At 53.6% G+C, this 17,682-nt stretch carries 11 protein-coding genes; all 11 read left to right on the top strand.

Features of this window, described 5'->3' with window-relative positions:
- Positions 1–105 precede the first annotated feature (105 nt).
- The 11 genes from MHH28_RS10400 to MHH28_RS10350 all read left to right on the top strand — a co-directional run bounded on the left by MHH28_RS10400 (position 106) and on the right by MHH28_RS10350 (position 17,589).
- Positions 106–1,617, top strand: coding sequence for a sugar ABC transporter ATP-binding protein (locus tag MHH28_RS10400; RefSeq protein ID WP_405114577.1), 1,512 nt, complete (start codon positions 106–108; stop codon positions 1,615–1,617).
- Between the two features lie 110 nt (positions 1,618–1,727).
- Positions 1,728–2,735: a galactose/methyl galactoside ABC transporter permease MglC gene (mglC, locus tag MHH28_RS10395; RefSeq protein WP_405114575.1), complete on the top strand. Its 1,008-nt coding sequence runs from the start codon at positions 1,728–1,730 to the stop codon at positions 2,733–2,735.
- 436 nt (positions 2,736–3,171) lie between these two features.
- A complete protein-coding gene (locus MHH28_RS10390; RefSeq protein WP_405114573.1) occupies positions 3,172–4,677 on the top strand; it encodes an alpha/beta hydrolase family protein in 1,506 nt (501 codons plus the stop codon).
- Positions 4,678–5,606: 929 nt separating this feature from the next.
- Positions 5,607–7,568 carry a WG repeat-containing protein gene (locus MHH28_RS10385; RefSeq protein ID WP_405114571.1) on the top strand — a complete coding sequence of 654 codons (1,962 nt, stop codon included), beginning with the start codon at positions 5,607–5,609 and terminating at the stop codon, positions 7,566–7,568.
- A gap of 256 nt (positions 7,569–7,824) precedes the next feature.
- Positions 7,825–8,601, top strand: coding sequence for a CAP domain-containing protein (locus MHH28_RS10380; protein WP_405114569.1), 777 nt, complete (start codon positions 7,825–7,827; stop codon positions 8,599–8,601).
- Positions 8,602–9,112: 511 nt separating this feature from the next.
- Positions 9,113–10,039, top strand: a complete 927-nt coding sequence (locus tag MHH28_RS10375; protein ID WP_405114567.1) for a GDSL-type esterase/lipase family protein — start codon at positions 9,113–9,115, stop codon at positions 10,037–10,039.
- 50 nt (positions 10,040–10,089) lie between these two features.
- Positions 10,090–11,073 carry an ABC transporter ATP-binding protein gene (locus MHH28_RS10370; RefSeq protein WP_405114565.1) on the top strand — a complete coding sequence of 328 codons (984 nt, stop codon included), beginning with the start codon at positions 10,090–10,092 and terminating at the stop codon, positions 11,071–11,073.
- Positions 11,066–12,055: an ABC transporter permease gene (locus tag MHH28_RS10365; protein WP_405114563.1), complete on the top strand. Its 990-nt coding sequence runs from the start codon at positions 11,066–11,068 to the stop codon at positions 12,053–12,055. The genes MHH28_RS10370 and MHH28_RS10365 overlap by 8 nt, the downstream gene beginning before the upstream one ends.
- 73 nt (positions 12,056–12,128) lie before the next feature.
- A complete protein-coding gene (gene parE / locus MHH28_RS10360; RefSeq protein ID WP_405114561.1) occupies positions 12,129–14,111 on the top strand; it encodes a DNA topoisomerase IV subunit B in 1,983 nt (660 codons plus the stop codon).
- A gap of 379 nt (positions 14,112–14,490) precedes the next feature.
- Positions 14,491–16,932: a DNA gyrase subunit A gene (gyrA, locus tag MHH28_RS10355; RefSeq protein WP_405114559.1), complete on the top strand. Its 2,442-nt coding sequence runs from the start codon at positions 14,491–14,493 to the stop codon at positions 16,930–16,932.
- A 213-nt stretch (positions 16,933–17,145) separates the two neighbouring features.
- Positions 17,146–17,589 carry a MarR family winged helix-turn-helix transcriptional regulator gene (locus MHH28_RS10350; protein ID WP_036732955.1) on the top strand — a complete coding sequence of 148 codons (444 nt, stop codon included), beginning with the start codon at positions 17,146–17,148 and terminating at the stop codon, positions 17,587–17,589.
- Positions 17,590–17,682: the final 93 nt, after the last annotated feature.

The raw sequence follows: 17,682 nt of genomic DNA, 5'->3' as shown, positions 1-17,682 counted from the left end.
GAGGGCGCTGCAAGGCGCTCTCCGGCATTCCTTACGGGTAGGGAGCAGGATGGAACCGCTGTGCCTCTCATGGAAAAAGAAAAAAAGCGTAGGGGGCGTAACAACATGGCAAATACGGAATTTTTGCTGGAAATGAACGGCATTACCAAAGAATTTCCCGGCGTGAAGGCGCTGGATGGTGTCAGCATTAAGGTCCGGCCGGGCTCGGTCCATGCACTCATGGGCGAGAACGGGGCAGGCAAGTCCACACTGATGAAATGTCTCTTTGGAATCTATTCACCGGATGCCGGTGAGATCTTCCTGGACGGCCAGAAGGCCTCCATCTCGAACTCAAGCGAGGCACTGAAGCACGGCATCTCAATGATCCACCAGGAGCTGCACCCCGTACCCTTCCGCAGCGTGATGGAGAATATCTGGCTGGGACGTTTTCCAACCAAGGGCATGGGGCCGATTCAGTTCATTGACCACAAAAAAATGTTCACAGACACCGAAAACTTATTTAAAGATCTGGATATCGATCTGAATCCCGAAACGTTGGTGGGCAAGCTGTCCGTATCCAAGATCCAATCCATCGAAATCGCGAAGGCGGTCTCTTTTCACTCCCGCGTGATTGTTATGGATGAGCCAACCTCGTCCTTAACCAGCGTGGAAGTGGAGCATCTGTTCCGGATTATCCGGGACCTGCAAAAAAGAGGCGTAGCCATTATCTATATCTCTCACAAAATGGAAGAAATCCTGGAGATCTCCGATGAAGTGACGATTATGCGTGACGGTAAAAAGATTGGCACCTGGCCCTCGGCCGAGCTGACCACGGACCTGATTATCTCCAAGATGGTCGGGCGCGATCTGACGAACCGTTTCCCTGAGCGCACCAATGTTCCCGGCAAAGTGTTCATGAAGGTAGAAGGTCTAACCTCACCGGAGCCCAGATCCTTCAAGGATGTGTCCTTCGAGTTAAGACGCGGGGAGATTCTGGGAGTCGGCGGTCTGGTCGGCGCACAGCGAACCGAGGTCATTGAAGCGTTGTTTGGACTTCGCGCGGTGAAATCCGGCTCGATCTCGATTGACGGCAAGAAGGTGAAGATCAATTCTCCGCAGGATGCGAAGAAGCACGGGCTGGCTCTGCTGACCGAGGAACGCCGAGTAACGGGGATTTTCCCGGTGCTATCTGTACATGAGAATGGCGCTATCGCCAACCTTGACCGCTACAAGACGCCTTATCTGCTGCTGAACAGCCGCAAGAAGAAGGTTGAAGTCGATAAAATGATTGAAAAGCTGCGCACCAAAACGCCAACGACCAAAACGCAGATTATGAATCTCTCCGGCGGGAATCAGCAAAAGGTACTGCTGGCCAGATGGCTGCTGACGGAGCCTGAGGTGCTGCTGCTGGATGAGCCGACCCGCGGGATTGACGTCGGTGCAAAGTTCGAAATCTATACCATCATTGCCGACCTGGCGAAGCAGGGGAAGAGCATCATCATGATCTCCTCGGAAATGCCTGAGCTGCTGGGAATGTCTGACCGTGTCATGGTGATGTCGGAAGGACGGCTTACAGGAATACTCGAAGGTGCGCAGGCTACGGAAACCGAAGTGATGCGTCTCGCTGCACAGCATTAATCAGGTACTACAGCTCAGAGGACCGCGAAGACCATAGGGCTGCTGCAAGGATGAAGAAGCTTAGCAATGAATGCATCAACTTCGCGTAACAATTAAGGAGGAACACAATTATGACTATTAAAAGAGCGCAGTCCTTCGTGACTCAAAACGCAATCTACATCGTGCTGGTCCTGCTCATCATGGGGATTATCATATACGAGCCAAGCTTCATGTCCGTTAACACCCTGCGGGATGTCTTAATCCAGTCATCCACACGCGTGATTATTGCTCTCGGGGTGGCCTTTATCCTGATCACCGCCGGGACCGACTTGTCGGCAGGCCGGGTGGTCGGATTCACAGCGGTCATCTCGGCTTCCATGCTGCAGATTCCCGATTACTCGCGCCGCTTCTTCCCCGATCTGCCGCAGGTCCAGGTCTGGCTGCCGATCCTGATTGCGATTGTTGCCGGACTGCTCTGCGGTCTCGTCAACGGGATTATCGTCTCCAAGCTCAACGTTCCGCCGTTTATCGCCACCCTGGGCACGATGCTCATCGTGTACGGCTTGAACTCGCTCTACTTCGATATGGACCCGAACCAATCCCAGCCGATCGGCGGATTGCGTTCCGACTTCACCGACATCGGCTCCGGCTTCATCGGCAGCGGCCAATATTCCATACCGTACATCGTACTCATAGCCCTCGGAGTTGCAGCCATCGTCTGGGTGCTGTTCAACAAAACCAAGCTGGGCAAGAACATGTACGCCATCGGCGGCAACATGCAGGCAGCCAAGGTATCCGGGATCAACGTCTCCAAGAACCTGATCTATATCTACGCTATCGCCGGTGCCCTGTATGGTCTGGCCGGTGTGCTTGAAGCAGCCAGAACCGGCGGCGCTACCAACAACTACGGGAACATGTACGAGCTTGACGCCATCGCAGCCTGCGTCGTCGGCGGCGTATCCACCACTGGCGGGATCGGTACCGTGCCGGGCGTCCTGGTCGGCGTCATCATCTTCACCCTGATCAACTACGGCCTGACCTTCATCGGCATCAGCCCGTACTACCAGCTGATCATCAAAGGCCTGATCATCATCGCCGCGGTATCGTTTGATATGCGGAAATACTCATCGAAAAAATAGGGGTTCGGTGATGATCCGTACCTGCGGGGATTTTGGACTTCCGGCCGCTGTTAGATTTGGATTTCCTGATTTGGACCGCTGCTAGCGGTAGAAATCCAAACCTAAAGGCGGACGCTACCGCTCCTCCAGTTCCAAAATCCCCTCCGGTACTCCTATCATCTCACCAAGGGTGTGGTAGGCAAGCAATGAGCGTTTGCGGTATCCCGCAAACGTTTTTTGGCTTGTTCTTCAGTTCCAAAATCCCCTCCGGTACTCCTATCACCTCACCAAGGGTGGGGGAGGCAGGCCAAAGAGCGTTTGCGGTATCTCGCAAACGTTTTTTGGCATGTTGATTACACGCATGTAAGGCAAATGTAATCCGGATCGATAGGTTCAACCTGGCGGACCCTATATAGTAGTCCTATCATCAATGAGATTAGTTCTAGGGGGAGTTAATGTGAGGCTTTTTGAAATGCTGCTGTTTATGGCATGTATGGGTTTGTTGGCAAGTCTGTTTGTCTCTAATCCGCGAATCCGAAGCTGTGCATTACTATGGAACAGCGGAGCGGGCTCCACCGTTGTGGTAATCCAGCTTTTTGTCGAAGGGTACAGGATTCAGCTTGTATTTTTATACGGACTTCCTGTTCTGATGCTTCTGCTGTCCTTGTTCAATCTCCTCCGAACGCAGACTGCTGTAAGAAGAGAGTCTCGAATTCGTAGAGTGTGGGTCCGCCTTTTGCTTGTGTTTGGACTAATCGCAACGGCGGGCCTCAACTATGCGTTTCCGGTATTCCGCCTTCCGGCACCAACGGGCAAGTTAAGTGTAGGCACGCAAGTTTTTCATCTCACCGATCTTAACCGGGAGGAGACCTTCGGAGAATCCGGCTCGGGCAAAAGGGAACTTATGATCCAGGTATGGTATCCGGCAGAAAGCGGCAACGGGAAGTCTGCTTCCTTGATCCCCGACAGTGCAATTTTACCTTATATGGCGGAGAACTACGGCCTTCCCGGGTTTACTTTCCATCATTTGAAGTATGTATCTGGCCATGCTTACCCGGCGGCCAAGGTCTCTTCGGCACAGACTTCATACCCGCTTATCCTGGCTAGTCCCGGCTTCGGCTCCTCCAGATTTCTTCACACCTCACAAGCCGAGAATCTTGCCAGTCACGGATATATCGTGGCGGTGATCGACCATACCTACAATACATTTGCAACCGAGTTTCCGGATGGTCGAATCACAACGGCTGCAACCAATGACCTATTCTCGCCTGACGATGATTATCGGACGGGAACGAGAATCCGTGACAAGCTGGGAGAGGTGCTGACCGCTGATGTGGCGTTCGTGCTGGACCAATTCGAGCTTATCCAGTCGGGGCAACTTCCTAGCGGGATGCAAGGGAGGATAGATCTCAAGCATGTCGGGGTATTCGGTCATTCCATTGGCGGGGCGACGGCATACAACGCTGCTTATGATCCGCGAATTACGGCTGGAATCGACCTGGATGGTGGACTGTACCGGCTGCGGGACCGCGAGAGACTGCGTAAGCCGTTTCTGTTCCTGAACTCTGAGAGCTACTACCACACCTTACAAACGGTGATGGATAACCGGGTCTACACCGATGAAGAACTTCAACAAATGGGGAAGACAAGAGAGTGGATGGAACAAGAACGGGAAGATAAAAAGCGGGAGCTTGAGCGGATGCGCGAATCGGTTCCTGCAGGAGGAGAATTCCTCTATATCGAGCATACGGAGCATTTGAATTTTACGGATGTACAATATATCTCGCCCGTGTTTAAGCTGCTCGGGATTACAGGAGAACTGGCGCCTGAAAGAGCAAGTTCCCTGATCAATGCCTACATGCTGGATTTCTTCGATTTATATCTGAAAAACAAAGCCGGAGCCTTAATGAAGGGACCAGCTAGCCGTTTTCCGGAAGTAAAGTTCGTGACTCCGCTGCAATAAATTTAAAAATATTCCAGTTTGCGGTAAGCTGTTCTCCATCACCTACTCAGTATGCGGTGCCTGATCTGAACTCAGATCTGACAGGAAATTTGAATTTAAAACCCATTGAGACAGATCGAGATTACTGGGTGTAGTTTGTACAGTGAGTGTGGAACATGAATTGCCGATAGTGAAATGTTGCAATAATTGCAACTCTGGCGGGCTGAAACAGGGGGATACTGGCTGATTGCTGCAAGAAATGCAACAATTTCTCTTTGGATTGGCTCACGGCTGAGAAAATGCTGCATTTCATGCAACAATGTTAGTTTCAAGTCGTTGTATGGAGCCGAATGTTGCATTTTGGGCAGGATTTCGCAGTTACCAGTGACTAATTAATAGTTTTTATTCTGTTCCATAGGCGCTGAGGGGAGTGGGTGGGCTGTAGGTGGCAGCAGTTAGTGCCCAGGTTGCAGACAGTTAGCAGTCAGATGGCAGGCAGTAGGAGGCAAGCAGTTAGCAGTCTGATGGCAGGCAGTAGGGGGAAGGAGTTAGCAATCAGTCGGCGGACAGCGAGTGGCAAGGAGTTAGCAGGCAGGTTCGCCACCTACGCATATGCACTTACTTATCAAGGGCAGGCACAGCAGCCCTTGTATCCCCGGTACACACCCTCTGAAAGGGTGTGTTTGTGTTTTAACCCACAGAAAGGCAGCAGTAACGGAGGGGATTTTGGAACTGGAGGAGCGGCAGCGTCCGCCTTTGTCTCCCGATTTCGGGAGACAACAGCGGCCGGAAGTCCAAAAGCCCCGCAGTTACGACATCGCCTTTGTAATTTTTAATCCCTAAACGCCCTCAGTCCTCAGCTCCAGCCGCCGTTCCCAGGCACATTCACACCCTTTCCCCCTTCCTCTCATATTCTATAGGCAAAAGCCCTTGTAAAGGAGAACGACTGAATGCTGAGAATTAAGCTGAACGAGCTGGGAAAAGGGAATGACAACGGTCTGATTCACACAGAGGTATGGCGGTGGGACGGCATCGGCTGGAACGAGTGTATTCCGCAGCAGGAGGAGGATTTCATCCGGGCGGAAGAGGATCTGTTCGTGACGATTCCGGCAGAGGCGGGCTTATACCGCGTAGACTATTCCAAAAAGCCCCTGGAGGCGCTCATTGTGCTTCCGGGTGACGGCGGAGGCCTGCGGGCAGAGCTGCTGCATCCGGCTCCTTTTAAACTCAAGGACGGGACGCTGTGGGGGTACATCAACAATGACGGCCGGATTGTGATTGAGCCGAGATATGATTATGCCGAAGAGTTTCAGGAGAACGGCCTGGCGGTGGTGCAGCGGGGGAATGTCAGCGGTCTGATTGACAGCACCGGGCGGGAGCGGGTCAAACCGGTTTATTCCTTTATTGGGCCTTTTTCCGAAGGGCGGGCCGTGGTGTCGGATGCGAAGGGCTACACTTTTATTGATGAAAAAGGCAAAGCGGTGACGTCCGCACGCTACGACTATCTGAATTCGCTGCACGAAGGCCGCGCGCTGTTCTCCAAGCAGAATACTACGGGGGGGAACTCGCTCTACGGATACCTGGATGCCCAGGGCAAGGAGGTACTGCCAGCCGTATATCTGGATGCCGGGGATTTCGTAAACGGGACTGCACTGGTCAAAGTAGCCGAAGGGGAATATGCACTGATTGACCTTCATGGCGCGGTGCTGCATACGTACAAACATCCTTTTGTCGGGTATCCGGGGGATGGGCTGCTGGCCTTTCAGGCGACAGAGGATGGGAAATACGGTTATCTCCACACGGACGGTACGATCGCTATCCAGCCGCAGTATACGGCAGCTCTGCCGTTCTCGGAGGGCCGGGCGGTGATTAACACAGCTCCTGATTACGGCAACGCCTACGGTCTGATCGACAAGCAGGGGAAAATGATCATTCCCGCCGTCTATTATGAGGTGCAGCAGATAGGCGAGAACCGGGTGGCGCTGGGGACCCCGCTGTATGCGGATCAGCCCTACAGAGGCTCCAGCTATGTGATAGCGGATGCGTTGACCGGAAGAATTCTCAGCACCCACCCGCTGCTCGGCGTGAACAATTATCAGCAAGGACTTGCGTCGGTGTACGATGCGAAGGATACGTATTTTATTGACACCAGCGGGAAAAAAGCCGCCCAGCCTCCGGTCATCGCAGGCTCAGGATCACTGTCCTTCAGCGGCAGTCTGATCCGCGCGGATATTGATCTGCGCACCTCCTATTATGACCGTAAAGGCAAGCAGGTCTGGCGGCAAAACGGGGTCATTCCGCTCAGACCGCCATACTCTGTGCTGGAGAAGAAATACAAGCCGAACCGGGATTATCTCGTCTATTATCCGGTAGTGGAAGGGATTGCCGTCGCCGAGGTCTCGAAGTCGGTGAATGACAAGCTGCGAAGCCTCTCGCTCCCTTACGGGGCGGGGACAGGAGGAGGCACTAAGGATTTCAGCTATACAGGGGATTTCGCCGTCTCCTTCTTCCGCAAGAATCTGCTGGTGCTGGAGCTAAGCGGTTACCATTTCCCGTTCGGCGCCGCCCATGGCATGCCTACCCGGATCTATGAGCATATCAACCTGCGTACAGGCAAATTCTACAGCCTCAGCGATCTGTTCAAGCCCGGCAGCAAATATGTGCAGAAGCTCAGTGACATTGTTGGCAAGCAGATTGCGAATGACCCGCAGTATTCTTACGTTTTTCCTGACATGTACAAAGGCATTACCGCCGATCAGCCCTTTTATGTGGATGGGGAGGCGCTGTATTTGTATTTTGCCCCTTATGAGATTGCCCCGTATGCCGCAGGCTTTCCAACCTTCCGCATTCCCTATGCAGAGATTATGGGCCTGATCTCGACCGAAGGGGAGTTCTGGCAGTCTTTTCACTAAAAAAAGCGCCAGAAGCGCCGATATATACGGTAGACACAGCCGTCCTGCAAAGGGCGGCCATTCTATCTTCCTTTGCCGCTGCTGGAGGGGACAAGCCTATCTATCTATAAAATCTATAAAATGACAGAATTTAGAAGCGCACAGCTGATAGTTTTGTGTTACAATGACTGAGGAACAGATTACAACTTTGTAACATTTGCAGACCGACACCCCTGGCAGCACGATACACCACAACAAAGATTAAGGAGATGGCAGAATGAAAAGCAAGACTTTGAGAAAAGTGATAGGTGGAAGCGTAGCCGCTGTTATGGCGCTTGGCATTTCTCTTCCATTACAAGCAAATGCAGCAGCAGCCGGTGCCCCTTCGTCAGCCGGATCAGATATGAATTTCGCACAGTTCATGGAATATTTCACACAGAACAATCCACAGACCATCGTACTGGACGGCAATACGTACACCATCACCAAAACGGTTATTTACAAAACGCCAGTTGCCGCTGCCCCGGCAGCACAGCCGGTGGCTACGGTTAAGCCTGTGGCGACACCAGCTCCAGTAGCTACTGCACCGGTGGCTACAGCCAAGCCGGCCCCGGCACCCGTTGCCACTGCAAAGCCTGCGGTAACTCCGGCTCCAACGGCTGTGGCTGCGGTTGGCAATAACGCATCCAGCTACACACAGCAGGTAGTGGCACTGGTGAACAAAGAGCGCGCTGCGGCTGGACTAGCCCCTGTCTCTGCTCTGGACAGCCTGAACAAAGTGGCTGCGGCAAAGGCTTCCGATATGCGCACGAACAAATATTTCTCACACACTTCGCCAACCTACGGATCGCCATTCGATATGATGTCGGCATTCGGCATTACGTATAAGGCCGCTGGCGAGAATATCGCAATGGGCCAGAAGACCCCTCAGGAAGTCATGACAGCCTGGATGAACAGCCCGGGTCATAAGGCCAACATCCTGAGCGCCAATTTCAACTACATCGGCGTTGGCTTCGACAATAACTACTGGGTCCAGGAATTCATCGGTAAGTAATATGCAGTAACTCAAAGAACGTAAAGTAACGTTTACTCCGCCCTCCGGCATTGCCGGGGGGCGTTTTTATGTTTTTTAGGATAAGGAAGTAATATTGCTCTTGCAGGATCAGCGTAGCACCATCGTGCCGCACGCAGTACGCGGTCTTTGCACGATCAGCGCAGCGCTATCGTGCCGCCCTTGCTGCTTCCACCGTTTAGGTGTGAAGCGGCGGAGGGGATTTTGGAACTGTAGGAGCGATAGCGTCCGCCTGAAAGCTTTCCGTAGGAAAGCTCGCTTCGGAAGCATCAGCAGTCTCCGAATTTTAACCGTATAACGGTTTATTCAATAAATTTGGAGGCAACAGCGGCCGTAAGTCCAAAATCACCGCAGCCGCGCCCCCATCTAAACCCCCTTCCCGTTTGCAAATTATCCAAAGAAGAATTATGTTTATCTACATAGTTAATAATGGTGTGAATAATAGTGTGAATGATGGGCGAGGCAGAAGAGTACGGCAGATGGAGGGATAGCATTGAACGATTCCAAATGGACCTGGAGGACAGTGAGTCTGGTGTCCATCCTGGCAACTTTACTTTTGATTACAGGATTTGTGTATGCGGTGGGCGACATCCTGAACCCCAAGGGGGAGAAGTTTCTCTCCTCCCTCCCGCAGGAGACGGCTGCACCGACAGCCGCGGCAAGTGACGAATTCAAGATCCTGGCGCTTGGCGATTCGCTGGCCAAAGGGACCGGTGACAACTCCGGGCAAGGGTTCGTAAAACGGACAGTGGACGCCTTGTCGGCAAACGGAGGGAAGGCGGAGCTGCTGGGCAATATGGGCATTAACGGCCTGACCACAGCCGCCTTGCAGAGCAAGCTTCAGGAGGAAGGGGTTCAGTATGCACTGCGTCAGGCGAATGTCATCCTGATCTCCATTGGCGGGAATGATCTGTTCCGGGGCTCGGATATTCTGGGGACCGGCGGGAGCAGCGGACAAGCCGCAGCAACGGAGAATCCGGGGGATTCACCGGAAGCGGCGCCGCAGAACACCGAAGCGCCTGCCATTAACAAGGTGGAAGGCGGAGCGCCGGTTCCCACCGCCTCTGCGGGTGATCTGACCCCGGAAACGCTCCTCTCGGCTCTGCCTGGGGCCGCCAAACGGCTGGGTAATATACTGGATACCGTTGCAGAGGTGAATCCGCAGGCACAGGTCTATTACATCGGATTGTATAATCCCTTCGGTGATATCGAGGAGCTGCTGATGCCCGGAAATCAGGCCGTAACAGCGTGGAACAATGCGGCGATGGATATGATCAACAGCCATCAGAACATGACGCTGGTGCCGACCTTTGATCTGTTTGACCGCCATTTGGCGAAATACCTGTCAAGCGATCATTTTCACCCGAACGGGGACGGCTATCAGCGGATGAGCGAGCGGATTGTACAAGCGGTTCGTTGACCGAATTATTTTTTGAACAGAAATGACTGTGGCAAGGAGCTGAATAAAAGATGGCGAGAACCATGCATGAGGCACCAGGAGAAGAAGTCGTTCTGTCCGCCCGGGGAGTCCGCAAAAAAATCGGCCGCAAATGGATTATAGATGATGTTACGTTTGACGTTAAAAAAGGGGAAATCTTCGGCTTTCTCGGCCCGAACGGAGCCGGCAAAACCACAACCATCCGCATGCTGGTGGACCTGATCCGCCCGAGCGAAGGGACGATTACCGTCTGCGGCTACAATGTGAACCGGAATCCCGAGAAAGCACTGCAATACGTCGGCTCCATCGTCGAGAATCCCGAGGTCTATACATATCTGACGGGCTGGGAGAACCTGCAGCATTTCGCCCGCATGCAGCCCGGAGTAGACGCGCAGCGGATTGCCGAGGTTGTGGAGATTGTGCGGCTCGATCAGCGTATTCAGGATAAAGTAAGCACGTATTCGCTCGGGATGCGCCAGCGGCTGGGGATTGCCCAAGCCCTGCTCGGCCGTCCACGGCTGCTGATTCTCGATGAGCCGACCAACGGCCTGGACCCGAAGGGGATCAAGGAGCTGCGCGAATTCATCCGTAAGCTGGCAGACGAAGGACTCGCGGTCTTTGTGTCCAGCCATCTGCTGAGCGAAATTCAGCTCTTGTGCGACCGGGTAGCCATTATCAGCAAAGGCCGTGTCCTCGCTGTAGGTGGTGTAGACGAGCTGGTGGCCCGTAACTCGCCTTATGTCCTGTGGGAGCTGGAGCCGCTTCAGCGGGCAAGAGACATTATGGCCATGCGGCCGGATATCACGCTGCTGGAGCTGGACGAGGTGACCCTGGATGATTCGGTCATCGCAGGCATGGGCGTGAATTCCCTGGTTACGGCGATGGATGAGGATCTGATCCCGGAGATTGTAGCCGTGCTGGTTGCACAAGAGGTGGAAGTCCGGGCTGTGCATAAAATCAACCCTACACTGGAACAGCTATTCTTGAAGCTAACGGAAGGTGAATCCATTGACTAACCTGCTGCCGCTCATCCGAAATGAGTGTCTGAAGATTATTAAAAAGAAACGTTTCTATGTCATTCTGCTCATCCTGCTGGTGCTGGTGCCAATGTTTACCTATGCACAAATGCGCATAGCCGAGCGCAGCCGTGACAAATTTAACTCTGACTGGAGGCTGGAGATCCAGCAGCAAATCACCGACAACCAGAACTCGCTCGGCAGCGACCGGATACCGGAGGAATGGAAGTCATACCGGCGGATTTTTCTCCAGCAATTGCAGTATTATCTGGATCATGATGTGAATCCGAACGAGCCGAGCGGAGTGACGTTCACCCGGGAGTTTGTCAACAATTCCGTCTCCCTGTTCATTCCGCTGCTGATCATGGCGGTTGCCTCCGACCTGGTCTCCGGTGAGCGGACGACCGGAACGATCAAGATGCTGCTGACCCGCCCGGTCAGGCGCTGGAAGGTGCTGTTCAGCAAAATGGCAGCGCTGCTGATGTTCGTCTCGCTGATAGTGCTGTCGGTATTCGTGATCAGCTATCTGGTCTCGGGGCTGGCTTTTGGCTATAAGGGGTTCAATGTTCCCGTCTTCACCGGCTTCCAGCTAAGCGGCGACACTGTGGATATGTCGAAGGTTCATGCGGTGGAACAGTGGAAGTATCTGCTGATGCAGGGCGGGCTGATCTGGTATGTCAGCATCGTGGTGGCCCTGCTGGCTTTCATGGTATCGGTGCTGGTCCGCAGCACGGCTGCGAGCATTGTCGTGATGATGGCGGCGCTGATTGCCGGAACGATCCTGACCAATATGGCTTCGGCCTGGACGGCGGCTAAATATTTATTTATGGTGAACATGGAGCTGACGACTTATTTAGCGGGAACTCCCGCGCCGATAGAGGGCATGACACTGGGCTTTTCGATGGCGGTTCTGGGTATTTGGGGACTTGCGGCCGTAATCATTTCATTCGCCGTCTTTACGAAACGGGATATTTTGAATTAGAATGTACAAAGCGAACGAAAACGTTTGTTTGCATTTTAGAGAGACAAGGAAGACAAGAGAAGGAGGAGCATGAATGCTCGAACAGATCGATATGTTTGCAAAAGTCTCTAAGAACGGCGAAGCCAGCCGGACTGGATACGATGCTGACGACATTCAGGTGCTCGAAGGTCTGGTTGCGGTCCGCAAACGGCCCGGCATGTATATTGGCAGTACGAGTTCCTCGGGTCTGCACCATTTAGTATGGGAAATAGTGGATAATGCCGTAGATGAGCATTTGGCGAAGTTTTGCTCGAAGATTGATATCACCCTCCGCAAAGACGGATCGGTGACCGTTATTGACAACGGACGCGGAATTCCGACCGGAATGCATAAGACAGGAGTCCCTACACCGCAGGTGGTATTCACCATTCTGCACGCGGGGGGCAAGTTCGGCGGCTCGGGCTACAAGAAGTCGGGCGGCCTGCACGGAGTCGGGGCTTCGGTAACCAATGCGTTGTCCGAATGGCTGGAAGTGGAGATCTACCGGGAAGGGAAGATTCACCGCCAGCGCTTTGAATACTGGGTCGACAAAAGCGGTAAAGAGCATGTCGGTGAGCCTGTAACCGGTCTTGAGATACTGGGGAATACGAATAAAACCGGTTCGAAGATTACCTTCAAGCCGGATATTCGCGTCTTCTCCGCAGGCATTGCGCTGAGTTATGATACACTTGCTGAACGGGTACAGGAGATTGCCTTCCTGAATTCCGGGCTTAGAGTCGTTCTGAGCGATGAACGCAGCGGGCGTCAGGATGAATTCTTCTACGAAGGCGGCGCCAGCCAGTTCGTGCAATTCCTGAACGAAGGCAAGGATGTACTGCATGATGTGATTCATTTCAGCTCTGAAAAGGACGAGATCGAGGTGGAAATCGCGCTGCAGTATAATGCGGGGTATACGGAGACGATTGCTTCGTTTGTGAACTCCATCCCTACACGCAGCGGGGGAACGCATGAGACAGGCTTCAAGACAGCCTATACGCGTGTGCTCAACGACTATGCCCGCCGGACGCAGCTGCTCAAGGAGAAGGATAAGAACCTGGAGGGCAACGATCTCCGCGAAGGCATGATGGCAGTTATCAGCATCAAGATGTCGGATGTGGAATTCGTCGGACAGACGAAGGATCAGCTGGGAAGCGCATCTGCCCGCAGCGCCGTAGACTTCATTGTCTCCGAGAAAATGGCCCGCTTCCTGGAGGAGAATCCCCAGGTCGCACAGAGCCTGCTGAAGAAATCGATCCAGGCCTCCAAGGCCCGTGAAGCGGCCCGCAAAGCCCGTGATGAGATCCGCAGCGGCAAGAAACGCAGCGAGAGCTCGAACCTGGGCGGCAAGCTGTCGCCTGCGCAGTCCAAGGATGTTACGCGTACCGAGATCTTCATCGTGGAGGGCGACTCGGCCGGAGGTTCAGCCAAGCAGGGGCGGGATTCCAAGATTCAGGCCATTCTGCCGCTGAAGGGCAAGCCGATGAACCCGGAGAAGGCCAAGCTGCTGGATATCCTGAAGAATGACGAATACAAGGCGATCATTTCGGCAATCGGCGCGGGAATCGGGCCTGATTTTGCCGTGGAGGACAGCAATTATTCCAAAATCATCATTATGACCGATGCCGATACAGACGGAGCGCATATTCAGGTGCTGCTGCTGACCTTCTTCTACCGCTACATGAAGCCTCTGATCGATGCCGGTAAGGTCTACATCGCCCAGCCGCCGCTGTATAAGCTGACGCGCAAATCGGGTAAGCTGGAGACGGTCCGCTATGCCTGGAGCGACGAGGAATTGCAGAATTATCTGAAGGAATTCGGGAAGAATTTCGAGCTGCAGCGGTATAAGGGACTAGGTGAGATGAACCCGGACCAGCTGTGGGAGACTACGATGAATCCCGAATCGCGCACGCTGCTTCAGGTGCAGATCGAGGATGCCGCCAAGGCGGAACGCCGCGTCTCCACCCTGATGGGCGACAAGGTCGATCCGCGCAAGCGCTGGATTGTCGAGAACGTTGATTTTACGGAGATTGTGGAGTAATTTTAGCGGTAAGTGACGAAACCTTCCGCTGTTTTTAATTTTTTGATGATCGGTTCCAGCGAAGCGAATGGGATTTTCACGGTTTGCTGAACTACGAATTGTTAATCGAATTGAAGGGGAAGTAACGGAGGGGATTTTGGAACTGTAGGAGCGTCAGCGACCGCCTTTGTATTTAGATTTCATCCGCTAAAGCGTATGAATCAGAAATCTAAATACAACAGCGGCCGGAAGTCCAAAAGTACCCGCAGTTACGGTTATCCCTTCTACCCAGATTACGATTTCGTTTTGAAGCAATTTGGGTTGAATATCTCAGCGCAAAGCGCCAGATCATCAATCTTTAAAAACGCGGACAGAATGAGGAACAGAAGGTGAAGAGGAAATGAGCAGTTTATCAGAGCAATTTTTGCCGGCTTTTCTGGAAGAGGTCGTGGGCGACCGGTTTGGCCGGTATTCCAAATATATCATTCAGGACCGGGCGATCCCCGATGTTCGCGACGGGCTGAAGCCCGTCCAGCGCCGGATTCTGTATGCCATGTACGATTCCGGCAATACGCCGGATAAGCCATACCGCAAATCGGCCAAAACCGTGGGAGATGTCATGGGTAACTACCATCCCCACGGGGACTCCTCGATCTACGACGGGATGGTGCGGATGGCACAGCCGTGGAAGATGGGGCATGTGCTGGTAGACGGACACGGCAACTGGGGTTCCATGGACGATGACCCGGCAGCCGCAATGCGTTACACAGAAGCGCGTCTGTCTCCGATAGCCATGGAGATGATGCGCGATATTGAGAAGCGCACCGTTCTGTTCAAGGACAACTTCGATAATACGGCCAAGGAGCCGGTGGTTGTTCCCTCCCGTTATCCGAACCTGCTGGTGAACGGGACGAGCGGGATCTCAGCCGGGTTCGCCACCGAGATTCCGCCGCATAACCTGCGGGAAGTCATTGACGCCTGTATCGCTGTGATGCAGAAGCCGGACATTGCCCTGGAGGATATTATGACCTTCATCAAGGGGCCGGATTTCCCGACAGGCGGTACTATTATGGGCGGAGACGGCATTATGGATGCTTACCGCACCGGCAAAGGCCGTATCTATCTGCGCTCCAAGACGGAGATTGAGAACGTGCGCGGCGGGAAGCAGCAGATCGTGATTACCGAAGTGCCCTTCCAGATCGTGAAGTCACGGCTTGTGACCTCCATGGAGAACATCCGTCTGGAGAAAAAGATTGAAGGAATCGCCGAGGTCCGCGATGAGAGCGGCCGTGAGGGCCTGCGCATTGTGGTGGAGCTGAAGAAGGAAGCGGATGCACAGGGCGTCTTAGCTTACCTGCTCAAAAAAACCGATCTGCAAGTCACTTACAACTTCAACATGGTGGCCATCGTCAACAAGGCTCCGCAGCAGCTGGGGCTCAAAGCGATCCTTGAAGCCTATATTGCTCACCAGCGCGAAGTGGTCACCCACCGTACCCGGTTTGACCTGGAACGGGCGGAGGACCGTGCCCATGTCCTGGAGGGACTGGTTAAGGCACTGAACATTCTGGATGAAGTGATCGCTGCTATCAAGGCTTCGAAGAACCGGCAGGATGCCCAGAATAATCTGGTCTGGATGTTCGGCTTCAGCGAACGCCAGGCTGACTCCATCCTTACCTTACAGCTCTACCGCCTCACCAATCTGGAGATTCATTCGCTTCAGAAGGAGCTGGATGAGATGCTTGCCCGGATTGCGGTGCTGCAAGGGATTCTGGACAGTGACAAGAAGCTGATTACCGTGATCCGCAAGGAGCTGCTTGAGATCCGTGATAAATACGGGATCGACCGCCGTTCCCTGATCCAGGGAGAAGTGGAAGAGCTTAAGGTCAATATGGAGGTGCTTGTCAACGCGGAGGATGTGCTGGTTGCGCTGTCTGCAGACGGCTATATCAAGCGGACCGGCATGCTGTCCTTCACCCGTTCAGGCGGGGAGCGCCACTCTTCAGGCGTCAAGGAAGGCGATCATATTGTCAGGCTGCTGGATCTGAATACCAGGGAGAGCCTACTGGTCTTCACACGCAAGGGCCAATACTTCCTGCTTCCCGTTCACCAGATTCCGGAGTTCAAGTGGAAGGAGCCAGGGACGGCCATCGTCAACGTGATCGGACTGGCGAAGGGGGACGGTGTTGTTAGTATGTTCCCGGTCGGCAATCTGGAGGACCCGCAGGCGAGTCTGGTCTTCATCACCCGCAAGGGCCAGGTGAAGCGTACCGAGCTCAAGGAGTACTCTACAAGCCGTTCCGGAGCCGTTGCCGCCTGTAAGGTGGCTGAAGGCGATGAGATCATTACAGTGGCACTGAGCCGGGGTGACAAGGACATCGTGCTGGTTACGCGTGATGGCATGAGCATCCGTTTCCATGAGAATGAAGTGAATCCTATGGGCCGGGTGGCCACAGGGGTTAGGGGAATACAGCTCCGTGAAGGAGATGAGGTCGTCTCCTGCTTCTGGGTCAGTGAGGATGAAGGCGAGATCCTGGCGATATCCGACATCGGCTATGCCAAGCGTTCCCTGATGGTGGACTATCCTTCCCAGAGCCGAGGCGGCAAAGGGATGCCGACGTTCGAGTTCAAGGAAGGCAAGCGTGTCCGCCCGAACGGCAGCAGGCTGGCAGGCGCGTTCTACTGCAAGGAGCCGCTGGAGCTGACCGTTATTACCCAGAGTGGGGCAGTACATTCATTCTCCTCCGAATCGGCGCCGATTGCCGAACGCCGTTCTACCGGCAAGCAGCTCGTACCCGTCGAGAAGAAGGACGAGATCGCGATTCTTTTTCAGGCGGTCAAGTAACACCAGGTAAGACTAATATCGAGTAAGGATACAAGACCGTATGGAATGGCGCGGGCAGCTCAGGAGTAACAGGCTGCCTGCGCTTTTATTTATACATAGAAGAAATAGTGCTGTGAGGGGAGAAATATTTTTTTGCCTTGAAGGAAATGGAAGTTTTCTGGCGAAAAAGTTAAGTATACCGGATAGAGATCCACAGGAAAGGAAGGAATAAGTGTGCACTCCACTGAATTCAGTAAAATCTGGCATAAGATATTAAAGGACTATAAGCTACATATGGACAGCAAGCTTGCGCCTACACTGACTGATGCCCAGCTTACCGTACTGGAATTGCTGCAGGAGCGTGATGCGATGAAGCCTTCTGATTTAGCCCCTCATCTGGCGACCAGCCCGGCGGCCGTGACGATGCTGCTTGACCGGATGGAGAAGCACAATCTGATTGTCCGTGAGCGCGATGCCTCGGACCGCAGAATTGTCTGGGTGAGCATCACCGAGACAGGCCAGCGGGAGACGCTGCGCGGACTAAAGGTCCGCAGCGACTTTTTTGCCGAAGCACTGGACCCGATCTCCTCCCATAACCAGCAGCTGCTGCTCTACCTCATGGGGAAGATGGCTGTAGCTCCGGCCGTGGACGACGCAGCCTCGGTACAGTCTGTATAAGTAACAGCTACTAGCCGGTCCAGCGGGTAATAGAAGAATAAGTAATCGGGTAAGACCCTATACATTCTTACAATGCAAAAAAGCAGGCTGTCC

It is taken from the genome of Paenibacillus sp. FSL K6-1217 (genome assembly GCF_045040735.1).
Taxonomy (GTDB): Bacteria; Bacillota; Bacilli; order Paenibacillales; family Paenibacillaceae; genus Paenibacillus_AQ.
The sequence above is the reverse complement of the archived record's forward strand: the minus strand, read 5'-3'. Positions and strand labels throughout refer to the sequence as shown.